General features: G+C 38.5%; 12 protein-coding genes. 2 read left to right on the top strand and 10 right to left on the bottom strand.

Annotation, left to right across the window (positions count from 1 at the left end):
- Positions 1–28: 28 nt before the first annotated feature.
- Positions 29–2,521 carry a DNA gyrase subunit A gene (gene gyrA / locus ACUNWD_RS02355; protein ID WP_445586154.1) on the bottom strand — a complete coding sequence of 831 codons (2,493 nt, stop codon included), beginning with the start codon at positions 2,519–2,521 and terminating at the stop codon, positions 29–31.
- 281 nt (positions 2,522–2,802) lie between these two features.
- Between gyrA and ACUNWD_RS02350 the strand changes: the two genes are divergently transcribed.
- Complete coding sequence (locus tag ACUNWD_RS02350) at positions 2,803–5,319, top strand: ATP-dependent Clp protease ATP-binding subunit (protein ID WP_445586153.1); 2,517 nt, start codon at positions 2,803–2,805, stop codon at positions 5,317–5,319.
- A gap of 28 nt (positions 5,320–5,347) precedes the next feature.
- On the opposite strand, the gene ACUNWD_RS02345 is transcribed toward ACUNWD_RS02350, so the two are convergent.
- The 4 genes from ACUNWD_RS02345 to fabG form a co-directional block, all read right to left on the bottom strand.
- Positions 5,348–6,385 carry a mechanosensitive ion channel family protein gene (locus tag ACUNWD_RS02345; RefSeq protein WP_445586152.1) on the bottom strand — a complete coding sequence of 346 codons (1,038 nt, stop codon included), beginning with the start codon at positions 6,383–6,385 and terminating at the stop codon, positions 5,348–5,350.
- A 59-nt stretch (positions 6,386–6,444) separates the two neighbouring features.
- Complete coding sequence (locus ACUNWD_RS02340; protein WP_445586151.1) at positions 6,445–8,340, bottom strand: SpoIIE family protein phosphatase; 1,896 nt, start codon at positions 8,338–8,340, stop codon at positions 6,445–6,447.
- 47 nt (positions 8,341–8,387) lie between these two features.
- Complete coding sequence (locus tag ACUNWD_RS02335) at positions 8,388–9,260, bottom strand: PfkB family carbohydrate kinase (RefSeq protein ID WP_445586150.1); 873 nt, start codon at positions 9,258–9,260, stop codon at positions 8,388–8,390.
- Positions 9,261–9,342: 82 nt separating this feature from the next.
- The gene (gene fabG / locus ACUNWD_RS02330; protein ID WP_445586149.1) at positions 9,343–10,092 is read right to left on the bottom strand and encodes a 3-oxoacyl-[acyl-carrier-protein] reductase; all 750 of its coding nucleotides are present in this window, start codon (positions 10,090–10,092) and stop codon (positions 9,343–9,345) included.
- A 248-nt stretch (positions 10,093–10,340) separates the two neighbouring features.
- Here fabG and mnmE point away from each other — a divergent pair, with 248 nt between their 5' ends.
- Positions 10,341–11,738, top strand: a complete 1,398-nt coding sequence (gene mnmE / locus ACUNWD_RS02325; protein ID WP_445586148.1) for a tRNA uridine-5-carboxymethylaminomethyl(34) synthesis GTPase MnmE — start codon at positions 10,341–10,343, stop codon at positions 11,736–11,738.
- Positions 11,739–11,749: 11 nt separating this feature from the next.
- Here mnmE and ACUNWD_RS02320 read toward each other — a convergent pair whose 3' ends face one another.
- The 5 genes from ACUNWD_RS02320 to ACUNWD_RS02300 all read right to left on the bottom strand — a co-directional run bounded on the left by ACUNWD_RS02320 (position 11,750) and on the right by ACUNWD_RS02300 (position 17,979).
- Entirely contained in the window at positions 11,750–12,529 is a 780-nt protein-coding gene (locus ACUNWD_RS02320; protein WP_445586147.1) for a glucose-6-phosphate isomerase family protein, read from the bottom strand.
- A 56-nt stretch (positions 12,530–12,585) separates the two neighbouring features.
- A complete protein-coding gene (locus ACUNWD_RS02315) occupies positions 12,586–14,361 on the bottom strand; it encodes a class I mannose-6-phosphate isomerase (protein ID WP_445586146.1) in 1,776 nt (591 codons plus the stop codon).
- A 38-nt stretch (positions 14,362–14,399) separates the two neighbouring features.
- Positions 14,400–15,632: a cellulase-like family protein gene (locus ACUNWD_RS02310; RefSeq protein ID WP_445586145.1), complete on the bottom strand. Its 1,233-nt coding sequence runs from the start codon at positions 15,630–15,632 to the stop codon at positions 14,400–14,402.
- Between the two features lie 73 nt (positions 15,633–15,705).
- Positions 15,706–16,650 (bottom strand): ROK family protein, encoded by a 945-nt coding sequence (locus ACUNWD_RS02305; RefSeq protein ID WP_445586144.1) that lies wholly within the window; start codon positions 16,648–16,650, stop codon positions 15,706–15,708.
- 6 nt (positions 16,651–16,656) lie between these two features.
- Positions 16,657–17,979, bottom strand: coding sequence for a sugar porter family MFS transporter (locus tag ACUNWD_RS02300; RefSeq protein ID WP_445586143.1), 1,323 nt, complete (start codon positions 17,977–17,979; stop codon positions 16,657–16,659).
- Between the last annotated feature and the right edge of the window lie 6 nt (positions 17,980–17,985).

The following is a 17,985-nucleotide window of genomic DNA, read 5'->3' as shown; positions in this document are numbered from 1 at the left end:
TCTTTCAAATAAATTTGAGATAGCTTACCTATTCATTTCCAGTTTCCTCAGGTGTACCTGTTTCTTCTACAGTATCCTCATTTTCTATTTGAACTCTGGCAACAGAAGCAATCTTATCATCAGTTTTCAAGTTGATTAATCTCACACCTTGAGCGGCACGTCCCATAACTCTTAAACCTGAAATTGGCTGTCTGATTGTTAGTCCATTATGTGTGATGATCATTAAATCATTATCATCACTAACACTCTTAATTGCTATCAACCTACCAGTCTTTTCAGTAATGTTTATGGTTTTAACACCTTTTCCGCCTCGGTTTGTAATACGATAATCTTCAATGCTTGAACGTTTACCATATCCATTTTCGGAAACAACAAGAACGTCTTCAGACTCTTCTTTCACACATATCATGCCAACTACTTCATCGTTCTCATTTCCAAGGGTTATGCCCCTCACTCCAGACGCTGTTCTTCCGATAGCACGTACAATACTTTCATTGAATCGGATAGCTTTTCCCGATTTAACTGCGATCATGATATCCTCAGTTCCATCTGTTAAGCGAGCTTCCAGTAATTGGTCTCCTTCACGAATCGTAATCGCATTTACACCATTTTGACGCGGACGTGAATACGCTTCAAGAGACGTTTTCTTTATGATACCTTTCTTAGTACATAAAATGATAAAGTTATTGTTGATGTATTCCTCATCATCTAATTTTTTCACTTTGTTGTAAGCCAACACTTTATCATCTTGCTCAATATTCAACAAGTTCTGAATAGCTCGGCCTTTCGAAGTTTTACTTCCTTCTGGTATTTGATACACTTTTAACCAAAAACATCTACCTTTTTCAGTAAATAGTAATAAGGTATTGTGCATGGTTGCAATAAACATGTGCTCCAGAAAGTCTTCATCACGAGTTGTACTTCCTTTAGAACCAACGCCTCCCCTACCTTGAGTTTTAAATTCTGTAAGCGGTGTACGTTTAATGTATCCTAAATGAGAAATAGTAATTACCATCTCTTCATCAGCATAGAAATCTTCAGGATTGAATTCTTCCGCATTCGGAACAATCTCCGTTTTGCGTTCGTCTCCAAATTTTTCTTTTACTTCAAGCAGTTCGTCCTTGATGATATTCATTCGCAATTCTTCGCTTGCAAGAATTGCTTTACACTCCTCAATGAAGTTCATTATTTCCTCATATTCAGCTCTTAGCTTATCTTGCTCAAGACCAGTAAGCTGACGAAGTCTCATTTCAACAATTGCTCTTGCCTGAATTTCAGACAACTCAAAACGTTGGATCAATTTTTCACGAGCTTCATCCGGATTCATTGATCCGCGAATAATAGCAATTACTTCATCAATGTTGTCACTTGCAATAATTAAACCTTGCAAAATGTGTGCTCTTTTTTCAGCTTGGTCCAATTCGTATTGAGTGCGTCGAACAACTACTTCGTGACGATGATCAACAAAATAGTGAATCAGATCCTTCAGGTTCAACATTCTTGGACGACCTTTAACAAGGGCAATATTGTTTACACTAAAGCTGGTTTGAAGCTGTGTGTATTTGTACAATTTATTTAAGACAACATTCGAAATTTCATCTTTCTTAATGTCAATAACGATGCGCATTCCATCTCTGTCCGATTCATCATTGACATTACTGATACCTTCAATCTTTTTCTCATTGACTAACTCAGCTGTTTTCATTATCAATTCAGCCTTGTTAACCAAGTATGGAATTTCGGTAATAATTATCTTTTCACGGCCGGTTGAAGTTGTTTCAATATGAGCTTTTCCACGAATAACAATCCGTCCACGGCCAGTTTCAAATGCCTCTTCAACTCCTTTGTAACCATAAATAATTCCACCAGTAGGAAAATCGGGTGCTTTGATGATTGGAATAAGCTCAGTTATTTCAATTTCCCTATTATCAATGTATGCAACGATTGCATCAATCGTGTCTGATAAGTTGTGAGGTGGCATATTCGTCGCCATACCAACTGCGATACCAGACGCACCATTCACCAAAAGGTTAGGAATTCTTGTTGGAAGAACAGTAGGTTCGTTTAACGACTCATCAAAATTCGGCTGAAAATCAACTGTATTTTTGTCAAGATCAGTAAGAGTTACCTCTGCGATTTTTGCAAGGCGTGCTTCTGTATAACGCATTGCAGCGGGACTGTCGCCATCAATTGAACCGTAGTTTCCTTGTCCGTCTACCAATGGATATCGCAGGGACCATTCCTGGGCCATCCGCACCATCGTAAAATATACTGATGAATCACCATGTGGGTGATATTTACCAAGAACCTCACCAACTATACGAGCAGATTTTTTGTAGGGACGATTTGAAAACACTCCAAGTTCATTCATACCGTACAAAACACGGCGGTGAACAGGTTTGAATCCATCCCTCACATCAGGTAATGCTCTTGAGACGATAACCGACATCGAATAATCGATGTAGGCAGACTTCATTTGTTCTTCAATATTGATTTTTATTATCTTTTCGCCTTCAGACATTTATTCCTCCTTTTCAAGCTTGTTTAGATTTGAAAATTAAAGTCACAAAAATACAAAAATACTAATTAAACCGGTTATAATATGCGGTTTTTAGTTGATGTTATTTTATAAGATTTTAACAGGTCAATGTTCAAAAAATCAACAAATTAAATAAAACTGTTATCAAATAATATGTAATTTTAGATCTTATAAGCTATATTTATAGCACATCTGACACATCAACTTTTAGGAATGGTTTTTGTTTAAGATGGTAATTTAAACGATACTATATTTTATTAATTATGGATTCTCAATTTTCACCAAGAATAAAAGATGTTCTTACCTATAGCCGGGAGGAGGCTATTCGGTTAGGCAATGATCAGATTGGGACTGAGCATATCTTTTTGGGGATTTTGAGAGATGGAGAAGGGATAGCAATTGATATTCTTACCAATCTTGGGGTTAATCTTATTGAAATAAAGGAAGTTATTGAAGATAGCTTACGAACAGAAAATGAAATTGACCCACAAGCTTCTGTACAGCTCTTAAAATCAGCCGAAAAGGCATTAAAGTTAGTATACCTGGAAGCCCGGGCATTTAACAGTTCAACAATCAATACTGGTCATTTATTGTTAGCAATATTGAAAGATAAGGAAAGCAAAATCGCCAATTTATTAAATGAATTTCACATCAATTATTATATTCTAAAGTCTCGACTTGAGGACTATAAACAACCTGAATCCAGATCGGATTTTGGAGAAGATGATGATGATGCTGATGATGCATTTTCAAAACCTCCTTCCTCTGGATCGACGTCTAAAAAAAGCAATAATCCAAAATCTGAAACTCCTGTACTGGATAATTTTGGAATTGACATCACTCGTGCAGCAGAAGATAATAATCTGGATCCTATTGTTGGACGTGAGCGCGAAATTGAGCGATTAGCGCAAATTCTTTCCAGAAGAAAGAAAAATAATCCGATACTTATTGGTGAACCCGGTGTTGGTAAGTCAGCAATTGCAGAAGGATTGGCTATTCGCATTATACAAAAAAAGGTATCTCGCGTGTTGTTTGACAAGCGTGTAGTGAGTCTTGATATTGCTTCAATAGTAGCAGGTACAAAGTATCGCGGACAGTTTGAAGAGCGCATGAAAGCAATCTTAAACGAATTGGCAAAAGTTACAAATGTCATCCTATTTATTGATGAGATTCACACAATTGTTGGTGCAGGTGGTGCAACTGGATCCTTGGATGCTGCAAACATGTTGAAACCAGCATTGGCAAGAGGTGAAATTCAATGTATTGGAGCCACTACTCTGGATGAATATCGTCAGCACATTGAAAAAGATGGTGCTCTGGAAAGACGTTTTCAGAAAGTGATGGTCGAACCAACTTCAATGGATGAAACTGTTGAAATTCTGCACAATATTAAGGAACGATATGAGGAGCATCACAATGTCACTTATACTGACGAGGCTATTGAAGCTTGTGTGAAGCTCACTTCAAGATACATCACCGATAGATATTTACCAGACAAGGCTATTGATGCGTTAGATGAATCTGGCTCAAGAGTTCACATCTCCAATATTAATGTACCTGATAAGATTGTTAAGTTGGAAGAAAAGATTGAAGGAACTCGCGAGGAGAAGATTAAAGCTGTAAAAAGTCAGAACTTTGAAGTGGCTGCCAGCTTTAGGGACAAGGAGAAAAACTTGCTTCAATTGCTTGATCAGGAAAAAGAAGCATGGGAAAAAGAACTGATCAATCATCGAGAAATCGTTTCTGAAGAAAAAGTGGCAGAAGTTGTTGCCATGATGTCAGGCGTACCAATTCAGCGAATTGCGCAGGCTGAAGGCAAGCGATTGATGAACATGGGCAAAGAGCTGAAAGGCAGTGTTGTTGGCCAAGATGATGCTATTGCTAAAATTGTAAAAGCAATTCAACGAAACAGAGCTGGCTTGAAAGATCCAAACAAACCCATTGGTTCATTTGTATTTCTTGGACCTACCGGTGTTGGAAAAACTCAATTAGCCAAGGTTTTAGCAAAATATTTATTTGATAGCATTGACTCTCTCATTCGTATTGATATGAGTGAATATATGGAGAAATTCTCTGTGTCGCGATTGGTTGGTGCACCTCCCGGATATGTTGGATATGAAGAAGGTGGTCAGCTGACAGAAAAAGTTCGCAGAAAACCATATGCTGTTGTTTTATTGGATGAGATAGAAAAAGCGCATCCTGATGTATTTCATTTACTCTTGCAAGTGTTAGATGAAGGAAGATTGACGGATAGTCTCGGCCGAAGTGTTGATTTCAAAAACACAATCATCATCATGACATCCAATATCGGATCAAGACAATTGAAGGATTTTGGACGTGGAGTTGGTTTTACGACACAAAAAACAGCAGAAGATGAAAGTGATCATGCTAAATACATTGTTCAGAAAGCACTGAAACGTGCATTTGCTCCTGAATTTTTGAACAGGATTGATGATGTAGTCATGTTCAATACACTTTCTAAAGATGATATCTCTGAAATCATTGATATTGAATTGAAAGGATTATATCAGCGAGTTGAATCACTTGATTATAAGCTTAAAATATCCAAGGCTGCAAAAGATTTTATCGCAGAAAAAGGATATGATTCTCAATATGGCGCCCGTCCATTAAAAAGAGCCATTCAAAAGTATCTGGAAGACGAGATGGCAGAAGTAATTATCAGAGCTTCTATTTCGGAGGGTGATACCATTTCCATCGGATTTGACAAGAAGAATGAAAAAATCAAAATAAAGATTTTAGCGACAAAGAAAACAACATAGAAAAATCCGGTCAAGCTGACCGGATTTTTTATTGCTTCTCATCCGGAATTAAAACTCTGGATTTTGGTAAATATTGAGGATATTTTTCCTGGATAAACCGAATTAACTCTTCCCGAACAAATACCCGCAAATCCCATGCAGATGGAGAATCAGCAGAGCTGACTAATGCCCTAACTTCCATGGTCTTATCGGTTGTATTGGTTACTTGCAAAACATTTACTTTTCCATCCCACTTATCAGTACGATTCAAAATATTGGTCAACTCGGTGCGCATTTTATCTATCGGAAAGCCATAATCAACATAAACGAATACTGTTCCGAGAATCTCCGCTGAAGTTCTGGTCCAATTCTGAAAAGGCTTTTCAATAAAATAATTCACTGGTACAATTAATCTTCTTTTATCCCATATTCGAACAACAACATAGGTTAGCGTTATTTCTTCAATCCATCCCCACTCCCCTTCTACTATAACTACATCATCAAGCCTAATTGGCTGCGTAATGGCTATTTGAAAGCCTGCCAGAAATAATGAAATACTTTTTTGAGCAGCAAAACCAATAATCAAACCGGCAATACCAGCACTTGCCAATAAGCTCATTCCCACTTTTCTTATTCCGGGAAAAGCCATCAGTGTTATTGCAAATGCAAGTATCAAAATAATGGTTATCAATATCCTTTCCAGAACCAATAACTGAGTGTGTATTTTTCGCGCTTTGAGATTATCTTTTGACCCAAGATCATATTTATCTAATACGATTATTTTTATTCCGCGTATTGCATTTATTATTAACCATGATATTGAAATATTAATAAAGATAGTGGCGAAAATATTCATATCTATTAATAAATCTTCGCCAAATTGTGTCAGTGGATAAAATACCGTGGACGCAATAACAATGAATAAAAAAATGAGGGGTGTGCTAACCAGTCCTACAAATTTAATCCAAACCTTGCCAGGATAACGGTTTCTCACAAGTCTTTTTAAATAAGATACGATTAAATATCCCAGCAAAATACCGAATAATATCCCCCCAATGGTGATCCCTGTTTTAATTAAAATATCCATATAAAATTTTTGTGTTTACTAAATAGAACAACACAGTAGCTAATTGTTTAAGTACAGCATTACTTTTTACCTAAAAAACGGATAGCCATTAAACTAATATCGTCAGCTTGCTTAGTTTCCCCCTTAAATAACCAAAGACTTTTTAAAATTCGTTTGACAAGTTCTTTTGGGTATAATTCCGTTAAGTTATTTACGTTTTCGGCCAAGCGATCTGTTCCATAGAATTGATCCTGGGCATCTTTACAATCAATAACGCCATCAGTATAAATTAGAATACTGTCTCCCGGATTTAAAACAACTGAATCCCCTTTGTATGTTTTATTTGGATAAAGCCCAACCGGCAGTCCATGTGTTTTATCCAATAATTCTGCTGATTTTTCGTCTCGAATGATAAAAGGATAATTGTGCGCTGCATTACAATAACTCAACACACCACTTTCAATATCTAAAATTCCCAGAAAAAGTGTAAGAAAATTTTGACTGTTATTCTGTTTACTAAGTTCCTTATTAACATTTTCAACAATATTGCTGGCAGATAAAATAGTTGCTTTACTTTTTATTAGAGTGTGAGCAACCGCCATGAAAAGTGCCGCAGGAATACCTTTCCCCGAAACATCTCCTATGGTGAATAAGAAGTGTTTCCGATCAATAAAAAAGTAATCATACAAATCTCCACCAATGCTTTCAGCAGGGTGTAATTCCGCATATAAATCAATTCTTTTACTTTCCGGGAATTCCGGATCAGATTCAGGAACGATGGTTGTTTGTATTTCTTTAGCAGATTTTATATCGCGCTCGTATTTCCGACGGTCTTTTCTACTTTGCGATTGTTCCTTCAAGTAGGCGCTATATTGCTTCTGAAGTTCTTCCAGACTCTCATTTAGCAACTCCAGTTCATTCCTCCGATTGCTATGGGGTTTCTTTCCTGAACCATACTGTTGTAACGATCGGATTACTTGCATGAGAGGTGATAATAATTGTTTAAAAAGCAGAATAATAATCAAAAAAATGATTAGTAATCCAACAATTGAAACAGTCACTATTTTCCTAAAAACCAGCGTTAAATCCTTAAACAATTCCTTGGTCGGAACGACTGTAAATACCAACCAATCGGTATAAGGAATATTCGTCACATAAAACCAGGCTTTTTGGTAATTCAGTAATTCAGGGTATGCAAATCCGTTAATTGAACCTTCTTGTTCTAATTTTTTTCGGTAAAATTCCGGATCATTGGGAAAAATCTTTTTAGAGACTTCAAATATATTTCGATTCATGATCCAATCCTTCTTTGGATGCGTCAAATAGGTTCCATCTTTCGATACGATAAAAGTGAATCCACTTTCCTGAATTTTTATTCCTGAAACAATTTTGTTTAGGAAATCAAGATTTATCTCACTTATCAACGCCCCAATATTTCTACCTTCATAATTTGTAATAGACTGAATATATGAGATTAACAAGGTATTATCATCATCTTCACAATAGAATGGATCAGACCACTCTCCTGCCTTTTTACCAATAATATTTTTGACTATATCAGGAAATCGATTCTTTAAACAAAGTTCAGATGTGTCTTTTAATAAAACCGCTTCATTATTCTTACGAATGACACTCACACTGTGATGATTGTAACCTGGCATTTCAATTTCACCATGCATTGCATAAAGAATCTCGTTGTCTTTTATCACTTCTTCTAAAAACAGATCGAGATCTCCATGCATATAATAATAAGGCGCTTGAGAAACCACGTTTTTACTGATTTCCTGAGTTGTTATTACATTCCTGGCAATTTGATTAATTATAAGTCCTGATTGATTTGTTGCTGCTTCAGTAATATTTTGCATCAAGACTTTCTTCCCAAAGTCATAATTTAGATAATTGACTATTCCAATTACAACAAATACTGTAAGCAAAACATACAAGCTCAATCGAAAAGCAATACTATGTTTCTTCATAAAGATTTTCCTCCAAACAACCTATTACAAGTTATGAAAAATGAATTTCAAAGGAAAGATTTTTTTGACTCTTTAATTAACCATTCTCTCGTTCCAATATATTGACAAGTTTTGGTAGCCAATGCAGCCGCTTTTTCCAATGCAGATTTCATCGAGATTTGTTGCAGAATATAGTGACAGAATGCTCCATGAAAGAAATCTCCGGCGCCAAGTGTGTCTTCCGGATCTATATTATTGACGGGCACTTCGCGTATATTTCCTTCATGCAGATACAAGATAGATTTTTCGCCTTGTGTAATTACGGGAAAGGATACTCCTTCCCTATCTAAATACAGAAATACATCATTTGGCGAAGTGCATTTTGGAGGGTGAAAATTCGCAGAACAAATAGCGTAATCAACATATTTTAGAAGATTATTCAAGTGTGGTTTCCAACTTCCGCCGTCAAAAACAATCGGAACATTTCTCTTTTTTGCCTCAATGCATACTTGTTCTGCCACTTCAGGATAGAATCCATCAATATGCACTAATTTCGGATTGAATTTATTAAATAAGGATGGAACATCGACCGTTACCTTATCAGATGGATTATAAGTAAAAATATTCCTGTCACCATTCGATTTTGAGGTAATAACTGAAGCTAAAACAGGCAACTGTTCGCTATCTGTATATAAATCAATATGCTCGATTCTATTTTGCTCAAAATCGTCAGTAAAAAGTTTTCGAAATGGGCTGTTTCCAACTCCACTTACTAAAGTTGATTGACCTCCTAAAAATGAATATGCAACAGACGCATTAGTTGCAGGACCTCCAACAAGAAGCAAGGGCTCATTTGTCTTTACTTTTTCATTTGACGATGGAAATACATCTGTAAAATACTGAATATCGAGAGTTGATAATCCAACAAATAAGGTGGTCATATCTGGTTAATTAGAGAACGATTTTTAGCAAAAAGCCGCCCCTAAATTAGAGACGGCTGAATTATTTTGTGATCGGAAAATTCTAGGTATTCATTGCACCACATACATTAATAACCTGTCCGCTAACATAGCTTGATAAGTCAGAAGCAAGGTATAATGCGGTCTTCGCAACCTCTTCTGGTGTTCCACCACGTTTTAGTGGAATAGAAGCCTCCCATGTTTTTCGTGCTTCTTCCGGAATTTGACCAGTCATTTCAGTAATAATAAATCCTGGTGCAATTGCATTGCTTCGGATACCACGTGAACCAAGTTCTTTTGCAACAGATTTAGTGAATCCAATAATACCAGCTTTTGACGCAGAGTAGTTAGATTGTCCAGCATTTCCGCTAACACCAACAACAGAACTTAGGTTAACAATAGAACCAGAACGTTGCTTTAACATGGTACGCTGAGCAGCTTTTGTGAAGTTGAATACAGATTTCAGGTTTACGTTGATTACTGCATCCCACTGATCTTCGGTCATACGCATTAATAAAGTATCTTTGGTAATACCGGCATTGTTTACCAATACATCAATGCTACCAAATTCTTTAGCAATTTCATTAACCACTTTATCAGTTTCTTCAAAATTTGCAGCATTTGAGGCATAACCTTTAGCCTTTACACCCATAGCAGCTAATTCTGCTTCGGTAGCTTTCATATTCTCATCTTCAAAAAGATCAGTGAAAGCAATATTACATCCTTCTTCTGCAAATTTCAATGCTATTGCTTTGCCAATTCCACGGGAAGCCCCGGTTACAATGGCTGTTTTTCCTTCTAATAGCTTCATCATTTAGTATTTAAAAGATTTGATTTAATCAGATTAAAATGGAAACTTCCTACTGAGTATCCAAAAAACTTGACAAATATAAAAAGATTGAACCCCTTGTTATAATTTAACAGTCAGAATTTATTAAATGAAGTCACTTTTTACAAACTGAACTAAAAAAATCGTCTTTATCAGTGAAATGTTTTGAAAAGTTGAACAGCGAAGATTTACAGTTTATACGATGATTCTGGATAATTCCTTACTTTTGCAGCATGCTTGATCAATCTACCATATGTGCCATTGCAACTGCTCCGGGAATGGGGGCAATTGCAACTTTACGTTTATCCGGTGAAAAAGCGATTGAAATCGCCGACGTTGTTTTCAAATCTAAAAAGTCTGGAAAAAAGTTATCTGACCAGTCAGCAAACAGTGTTCATTTTGGAGAGATTGTAGACGGTGATGAAATTATTGATGAAGTATTGATTAGTCTTTTCAAAGCCCCCCACTCTTTTACTGGTGAATATATCGTCGAGATTGGATGCCATGGTGCTACTTTTATTCAACAGCGAATATTGGAAGTATTAATGAAGAACGGTGCCAGAATGGCAAAACCTGGGGAGTTTACCCAACGTGCTTTTTTGAATGGCAAGATGGATTTATCTCAAGCGGAAGCTGTTGCTGATTTGATCGCTTCAAACACTGCGTCAGCTCACAAAATGGCTCTAAACCAGATGCGTGGAGGCTTTTCAAGAGAGATAAGTAATTTGCGTGGGCAGCTGTTACATTTTATAGCGATGATTGAATTGGAACTTGACTTCAGCGAAGAGGATGTAGAATTTGCAGATAGAGGACAACTCGTGAAACTAACCAATGAAATTGAGGAATTGATCGGCAAGCTGGCTAATTCGTTTCAATTAGGAAATGCCTTAAAAAACGGTGTACCTGTTGCTATTGTTGGTGAAACAAATGTTGGAAAGTCCACCTTACTTAATGCACTTTTAAATGAGGAAAAAGCTATTGTTTCAGAAATCCATGGTACTACACGCGATGTGATTGAAGACGTGATAAACATTGACGGAACAGCTTTTCGTTTTTTTGATACTGCAGGAATCCGCGAGACTACTGATAAAATTGAAACAATCGGAATTGAACGAACCTACAGCAAATTAGAACAGGCTTCAATTGTTCTCTTGGTTTTAGATCTAACAAATCCTGTTTCCCTCATGACTCAGCGACTTGAAAAAATAAGGGAGCGTATTTCTTCACAAAAATTGATAATAGTAGGCAATAAGGCTGATGCAGGTGGTCGGGAAAAAATTAATGAATTACTTGGAGACATTCAGTTAGCAGATAACGAAGACATTGCTTTCATTTCTGCTAAGCTGGGACAAAATATCGAAAGCCTGATTGATTTATTGAAAGAAGACGCTGGTGTTGGCACACTTGAAAATGATGATGTAATTGTTTCCAACCTTCGACACTACGAGGCATTAAAACACGCTCACGAAGCAGTTCTTCGGGTAATTGATGGTCTTAAAACCAACATTTCAGGAGACTTTCTTGCACAAGATATCCGCGAGTGCCTTCACTACCTGGGGGAAATAACCGGTGAAATATCGTCCGATGAAATCCTTGGACATATCTTTAAAAATTTCTGTATCGGCAAGTAAAGTTTAAGAATTTACGGGATAAATCCTTTCCAAACTTCTTTTTGTAAGGCAGGATATGGCACAAACATAAACCGGAATTTATCTTCTTCAAATTGGTTATAAATAGATTTTTCCGGGGTTATTTTAAGTTGGCGATATATTTCCGGGCTTTTGATAATCAATTCACAGTCTGCATAATTCTTATTTTTCTGCCATTCTATCTTACCGCCCGGAGTTAGTATAGGGAACCAGGCTAAACCTTTATGCGCGCGAACGTCGTCATATTCAAAACCATATTCGCGGTCGCACCAGGCACCAAAAGTCAGTGGTTGGTTCGGGTCGGCACTGATAGTGGCATGCGCCCAATATGGTGGAACAATCACCACGTCGCCAGGGTTGGCTACCACAGCAAAACAGCGTCCGGGATTATCATTAGCAGTTTCCTGCATATAAATGATAGCTTTTCCGCTCCATATTTCATATACTTCAGGTGTTGACCAGTTAGAATGTGGCGAAATTTTGTGGATATGACCTTGACTCCGAATCGGTTCTTCACCTAACCTACCAGCTGCATAAGTAACTACTCCAAATAATAAATGAAGCTTCTCAAATAGGCGTAAGTGCTCTTTTTTGCCCACATCCATAGCTATAGAATAAACAATCTCCGGGCCACTGCAGTTTGGATCACGCAAACTTTTCCGAATAGCATCTAGCGTACGATTTTCAACCTTTGGTCCAAAAACACTTTCTCCATATTCAAACCCCATTGGGTTTATAGTTGGTTTTATCTCAAATCCTGGATTAAATTTCATTGTTCTGTATTTTTCATTGTCCGGTGACCAAAAGCCACCGGACGAAGCATTCAAAATTAGACTCTTACAAAAGCTTTTAATGTTGCGCATTTCTGACCAACTTCTGAACCATATGGACGAATGGTATATGCTCCAACTTTTGCCGGTACAACAAAAACTTCGGCATAATTCACGACAAAGGGTTCAAATGCATCAGTTGGACTTTCCACAATCACTTCATCTCCCTCAACCAGACAAATCACATGAACACCCCCATTTGTGTGGTGTTCGGTTTTTTCAGTAAACCAATGCCGGTGTGTTTCAATGAATTCACGTTCATGTAACCCTGTGCGTTCTTCAACCCAACCATCACCTTCAGCAACCTTTTCAATTTGATTGACCAGGTTGTTTTGCGTCCATTCGGTTGTTCTGTCCCACTGAATCACATTTTTCCCATGCTCAATGTTAATTGGCCGTGGTTTTCCATCCATTCCAAGTCTTCCCCAATCCCAAAGTTTAAAGGTGAAAATATACGGAGTTGCACTAATTTCAAGTACCATACTTCCTTTTCCTGAACAATGAACTGTTCCGGCAGGAATCAATACATGATCGTGCTTTTTCATGGGCCAGGTCTGTATGTGTTTTTCTGCGTCGAATACAGCACCACCTTCCTGAGCTACTTCCAGATCACTCAACATTGCTTTAGGATTAACACCTTCTTTTAAGCCCAGATAAACAATGGCATCTTCTTCTACATCCATCATGTAGTAACTTTCGTCCTGTGTATAATGCATGCCAAATTTTTCCTGAATGTATTCTGTAAGCGGGTGAACCTGTAAGCTCAAATGTCCACCTTGCATGGTATCTAAAAAGTCATAGCGGATCGGGAATTCATCACCAAAACGGCCGTGCACCGCTTCACCCATTAGGTTTTTAGGATGACGAAATACCAGGTTGATGGATGGAATTTCAATAATATCTCCCCCAAATTTTAATAACAGGCTATTTTCTTCAGGTACACAGTTGAAGCACCATGCATAATTTTGAGGTTCCGGATCAAGATTGCAGACCTCTTTCATCCATTGGCCGCCCCATGGTCCCGGATCAAAAAACGGCACGACACTAAAGGGACGGTTCGAAGCCAGCTCCAATCCTTCCAAAATGCCTTTGCCTTCAACCAGTTTCGGGTGCCCTTGTTTGTTGGTATCCAAAACAAAGTCCCATTTGTCAAATAATCTCTTTTTCAGACGGTCGCACACGCGCCAATCCACAAAAAAGCCCTGTTTGTACAATAGCATCCAATCGGGGATATTGCGATTTTTCACGCCAATATTGTCAACCAAATGTTTTCGCATTCGTAATTGAATTTCCCAGCGTGCCATGTCGGCATACACCAACAAATCCGGTTTTGGGCAAATATGAGCAGCCCCTGTTCCATAAATTACGATTGTTTCTTCACCTGCATTTTCGATATCATTCTGCAGATTTCTTACTTTTTCAGGATTAAAAAATGGTTCAATACCCAGTCGAGTCAGGAACCCAAAAATACGGTCGTTGGTTACATCCGGAAAAACCAGTTTTTTGATTTCATCTTCAGCAAGCATATAATCTTCAGCGAGAATAAACCAGTCAGCTTTTAAGCCGACTTTCAGATTTGAAATCACCTCCTCGTGAATTACTCCCTGATAGGTTTCAATCACCACCAGTTTTTTCTTGCATGTCAAGGTTTCAATTTTCTTGTTTAACCGCGAACAAATAGCTTCCCAGCCGTTTTCAACTTTATACTTTGTATTTTTCACCTCCACAAAAGGAAGGTTATTGAACTTTGAGGGCTTGTTTAAATATCTTTTCATCTTTAATAATATTCTATTGCAAGACTCTTCTAATTCGGTTAAAGTCTGCTTATTATTTTCCTGGTTTTTAACTCTTCTGAAATGGATGCGTCTTTGATGATCTTAGTCATCCGCTGATGCCATTCAACATCGCGCCACATGCCGACAAACTGAGGACCACAGAAATTGCTGGTTGCCATGGCAACCCACTGTCCTGTATTTGCCGCAGTTTTTACTGCCAGTTCACCAAGCTCTTTAATGATGTCCCATTTCAACAACGGCCAGTCTTTAAAATCAACCAACCCCCAGCATTCGGTGGTAATTAGAGGCTGATTTGTTGCTTTAGCAGAATTCGCTACCAACTGAATCTCATCAGTAAGTAATTGCTGCCAATAACTTTTTCGTTCATGATATACCCGCTCGTAATTTGCCACCAGATTTTGATAACCAACAGGTGAAAAACGCTCATAATTGTAGTCAACAGCTTTGTCGTATTCACCATCATTTAACTGGGCCATCCACAAATGATGCTCGATAAAATCAAAATAGGATAAATCACGCTCAGCATATAATTCAGGCTTTCCTCCTGTAAATGAATAGCAATAAGGGAGTTCCGGGTAAGCCGATCGGACAAACCCGATGGATTCTTTCATAAATTGGATGGATTTCTCCGTGTGCCAGTAAGTCCAGGTATTTTCAGGAGGATCGTTTTTAAAGTACGGACACCAGATATCTCCCGGCCACTCGTTGCATAAATCAACATACAAAATCGAATCGAGCAAGCCATCTTTGGCAATACTGTCAAGCGTTTTAATCCAGTTTTCTGCCATCTTTTCCGGCCCGTCAATATTCATGAGTACCCTATCAACATCTTCACGATACCAGCTCGAAAGGCCTACTTTCACATTCCGCTCCCGGCATTTTGCAATAAACTGATTCAGAAAGGGCTGCACTCTCACTTTTGTTTTAGCCGGACTTCCCCACATTTGAACATTCCAAACCGGTAAAAGCGTGTATTCTTTTGTTGAATCTTCCCCAATTAAATGCGGATACGCATCAATCCGAACTGCATTGTAACCTCGCTCAACCAGTTCATCGAGAGCCTGATCCCAATCTTCATAGCCAGCACCGGCCCATCGCCGCTCCAACCATGAAAAATCCCACATGGCTATTGCCAGTGGCTCGATTTTTTTGGCTGAAGGTTTTGCAAAACGGCTTGCTGTACTTATACCTCCACTGAGCATTGCCCCGGTTACAAGCGTTGAATATTTAATAAAATCTTTTCGTTCCATCGTTTAAAATTTATGCATCTATTGTCGTAGTAAATATTGATGAATTGCATGTTGTGATTGTCCAGTGTTTTTTTCAAATTTCGACTGCCGATCGAACCAGGTAATCAGCTCCGTATAAAGCGGCAGAATTGACACTCTTTGCTTCGATTAGTTTCACATTGCCCCACGGAGTCCAGGCATATTGGTTCATCCGCTTTTGTAGTTCGGGCAGAATGACGGCGGCACTTTTCATGATCCCACCACTCAGAATTATTACTTCCGGATCGAAAGCATGAATCATGGTAATTAATCCGGACGACCATACCGAGAAACAATGATCAAGTACCTCTTCTGCTACCGGGTCTTTTAATGCTACATTTCGAAAAAGGGCCTCAAAATCGAGTAATTCCTCACTTTTCATCAAGCTTGCTTCAAATTTGGAATTTGAGCAGATGAGCTCCGGTAGTTTCCATGTTGAAGCTTCCGACTCCATACACCCGATGTTGCCACAGGTGCATTTTCCGCCTCGGTGATTCACCGTAAAATGTCCGCCCAGATTTCCTGCCTGAAAGTGTTTTCCCCGCAGCAATTTTCCTTCAATCAGCACGGCTGAACCGATTCCTGTTCCCAGGGTCACCATTACCATATTTTCATATCCGGCGCCGGCGCCGTGTTTCCACTCTCCAAGAAGCGCAACCCGGGCATCGTTTTCCAGAAACAAGGGAACTCCCCAGTTTTGATTTGCCCACTGAACCAAATCCAGATCAGGGGCATCGTCGTATTTTTTATTGGTTGACAAAACCCTGTTTCTCGCAGAATCCACCAAACCGGGAAAGGAAAAACCAATTCCCAGCAAATCTTTTGTCGATAAATTCTGCTCTTTCAGCAAGAGGTTAATTTCCTTTTCAACAACCGGCAGATTGTTGGCCAATCCATCCAGTGAAGCTGCATTAGCAAAACTGGTCGCCACCAGGCCAGTTTCATTCAATAATCCAAGCTTCATAATTGTTCCTCCAAGATCAATCGCAATTGTCCACATACCAACTTATTTTATTAGTTCTTTTTCCAACTCTTCCAATGTTTTCCCTTTTGTTTCAGGCACAAAACGCCATACGTACCAAAAACTAAGTATGCAAATCAGTCCAAATATTAAGAAGGTTGCTGCACCGCTAAAAACATCCAGCATAACCGGGAATACAATAGTTACTCCAATACAGGCGGCCCATAATGATACCAAAGTGATTGACATTCCTTTACTGCGAAGTTTGTTTGGAAATATCTCAGAAACGATAACCCACAGTGCAGGACCAAACGAAGCAGCAAAAAAGGCAATGTATCCGAGAACAAATACTAATATCAACGCTCCGGTTGTAATGTTCTGGAAGTATAGAAACGATAGGCTGATTAGCATAACGGCCATACCTGCTGAACCCAAAAGAATTAGTTTTTTTCGTCCGAGGCGGTCGATTAACAGCATTGCAACGACTGTAAACACAAGGTTTGTTCCCCCTATAGCAATCGTCTGCAACAAAGCCGAATCATTTGATTGTCCAACCTGTGCAAAAATTTTAGGAGCATAGTACATGATCGTATTAATACCTGTAATTTGCTGAAAGATTGCCAGAAGCACTCCAATCCACAAAATACGTTTTGCTTTCGGAGACAAAAGATCTCTATACGAAGCCTGTTCCTTTACAGTGACTGTTTGTTTGATTTCCTCCAAACGCAATGTGGCTTCGCTATCCTTAGACGTTTTAAGCAAAACTGCCATCGCCTTTTCTATCTTCCCAATTCCTACCAGCCACCTGGGACTTTCCGGCACAAAGAAAAGTCCGAAAAAAAGTATAATCGCAGGGATTGCATCGATGGTCAACATCCAGCGCCAATTATTTATTCCGGTATCAACCAGTAAATAGTTCGTGAAAAATGCCACCAGTATCCCACTAACTATCGCCAACTGATTAAGAGAAACTAAACGACCTCGATATTTTGCTGGTGATACTTCGGCGATATACATGGGAGAAAGAATAGAAGCGACACCAACTGCAACTCCACCGATTATGCGGAAAAAAATAAAAACCAGTACCATCTTTGAAGTTGCGCTGCCTATGGAAGAAATTAAAAATAGAAATGCAGCCAACATTAATACTTTCTTACGACCGTATTTGTCGCCAATTTTTCCGGCCATTAACACTCCCAAAACACATCCAAACAACAGACTGCTTACCGTCCATCCCAAAGCAACTTCAGAGAGTCCAAAATAGGGTTGTATAAAAATTAAAGTACCAGCAATTACTCCTGTATCGAAACCAAACAAAAGCCCCCCGAATGCAACTATTACTGAAATAAAAACTACATAGTTTTTCATGGATAA

Source organism: Sunxiuqinia sp. A32 (assembly GCF_052690465.1).
Note: the sequence above shows the minus strand (reverse complement) of the source record. Positions and strands in the feature narration are given on the sequence as shown.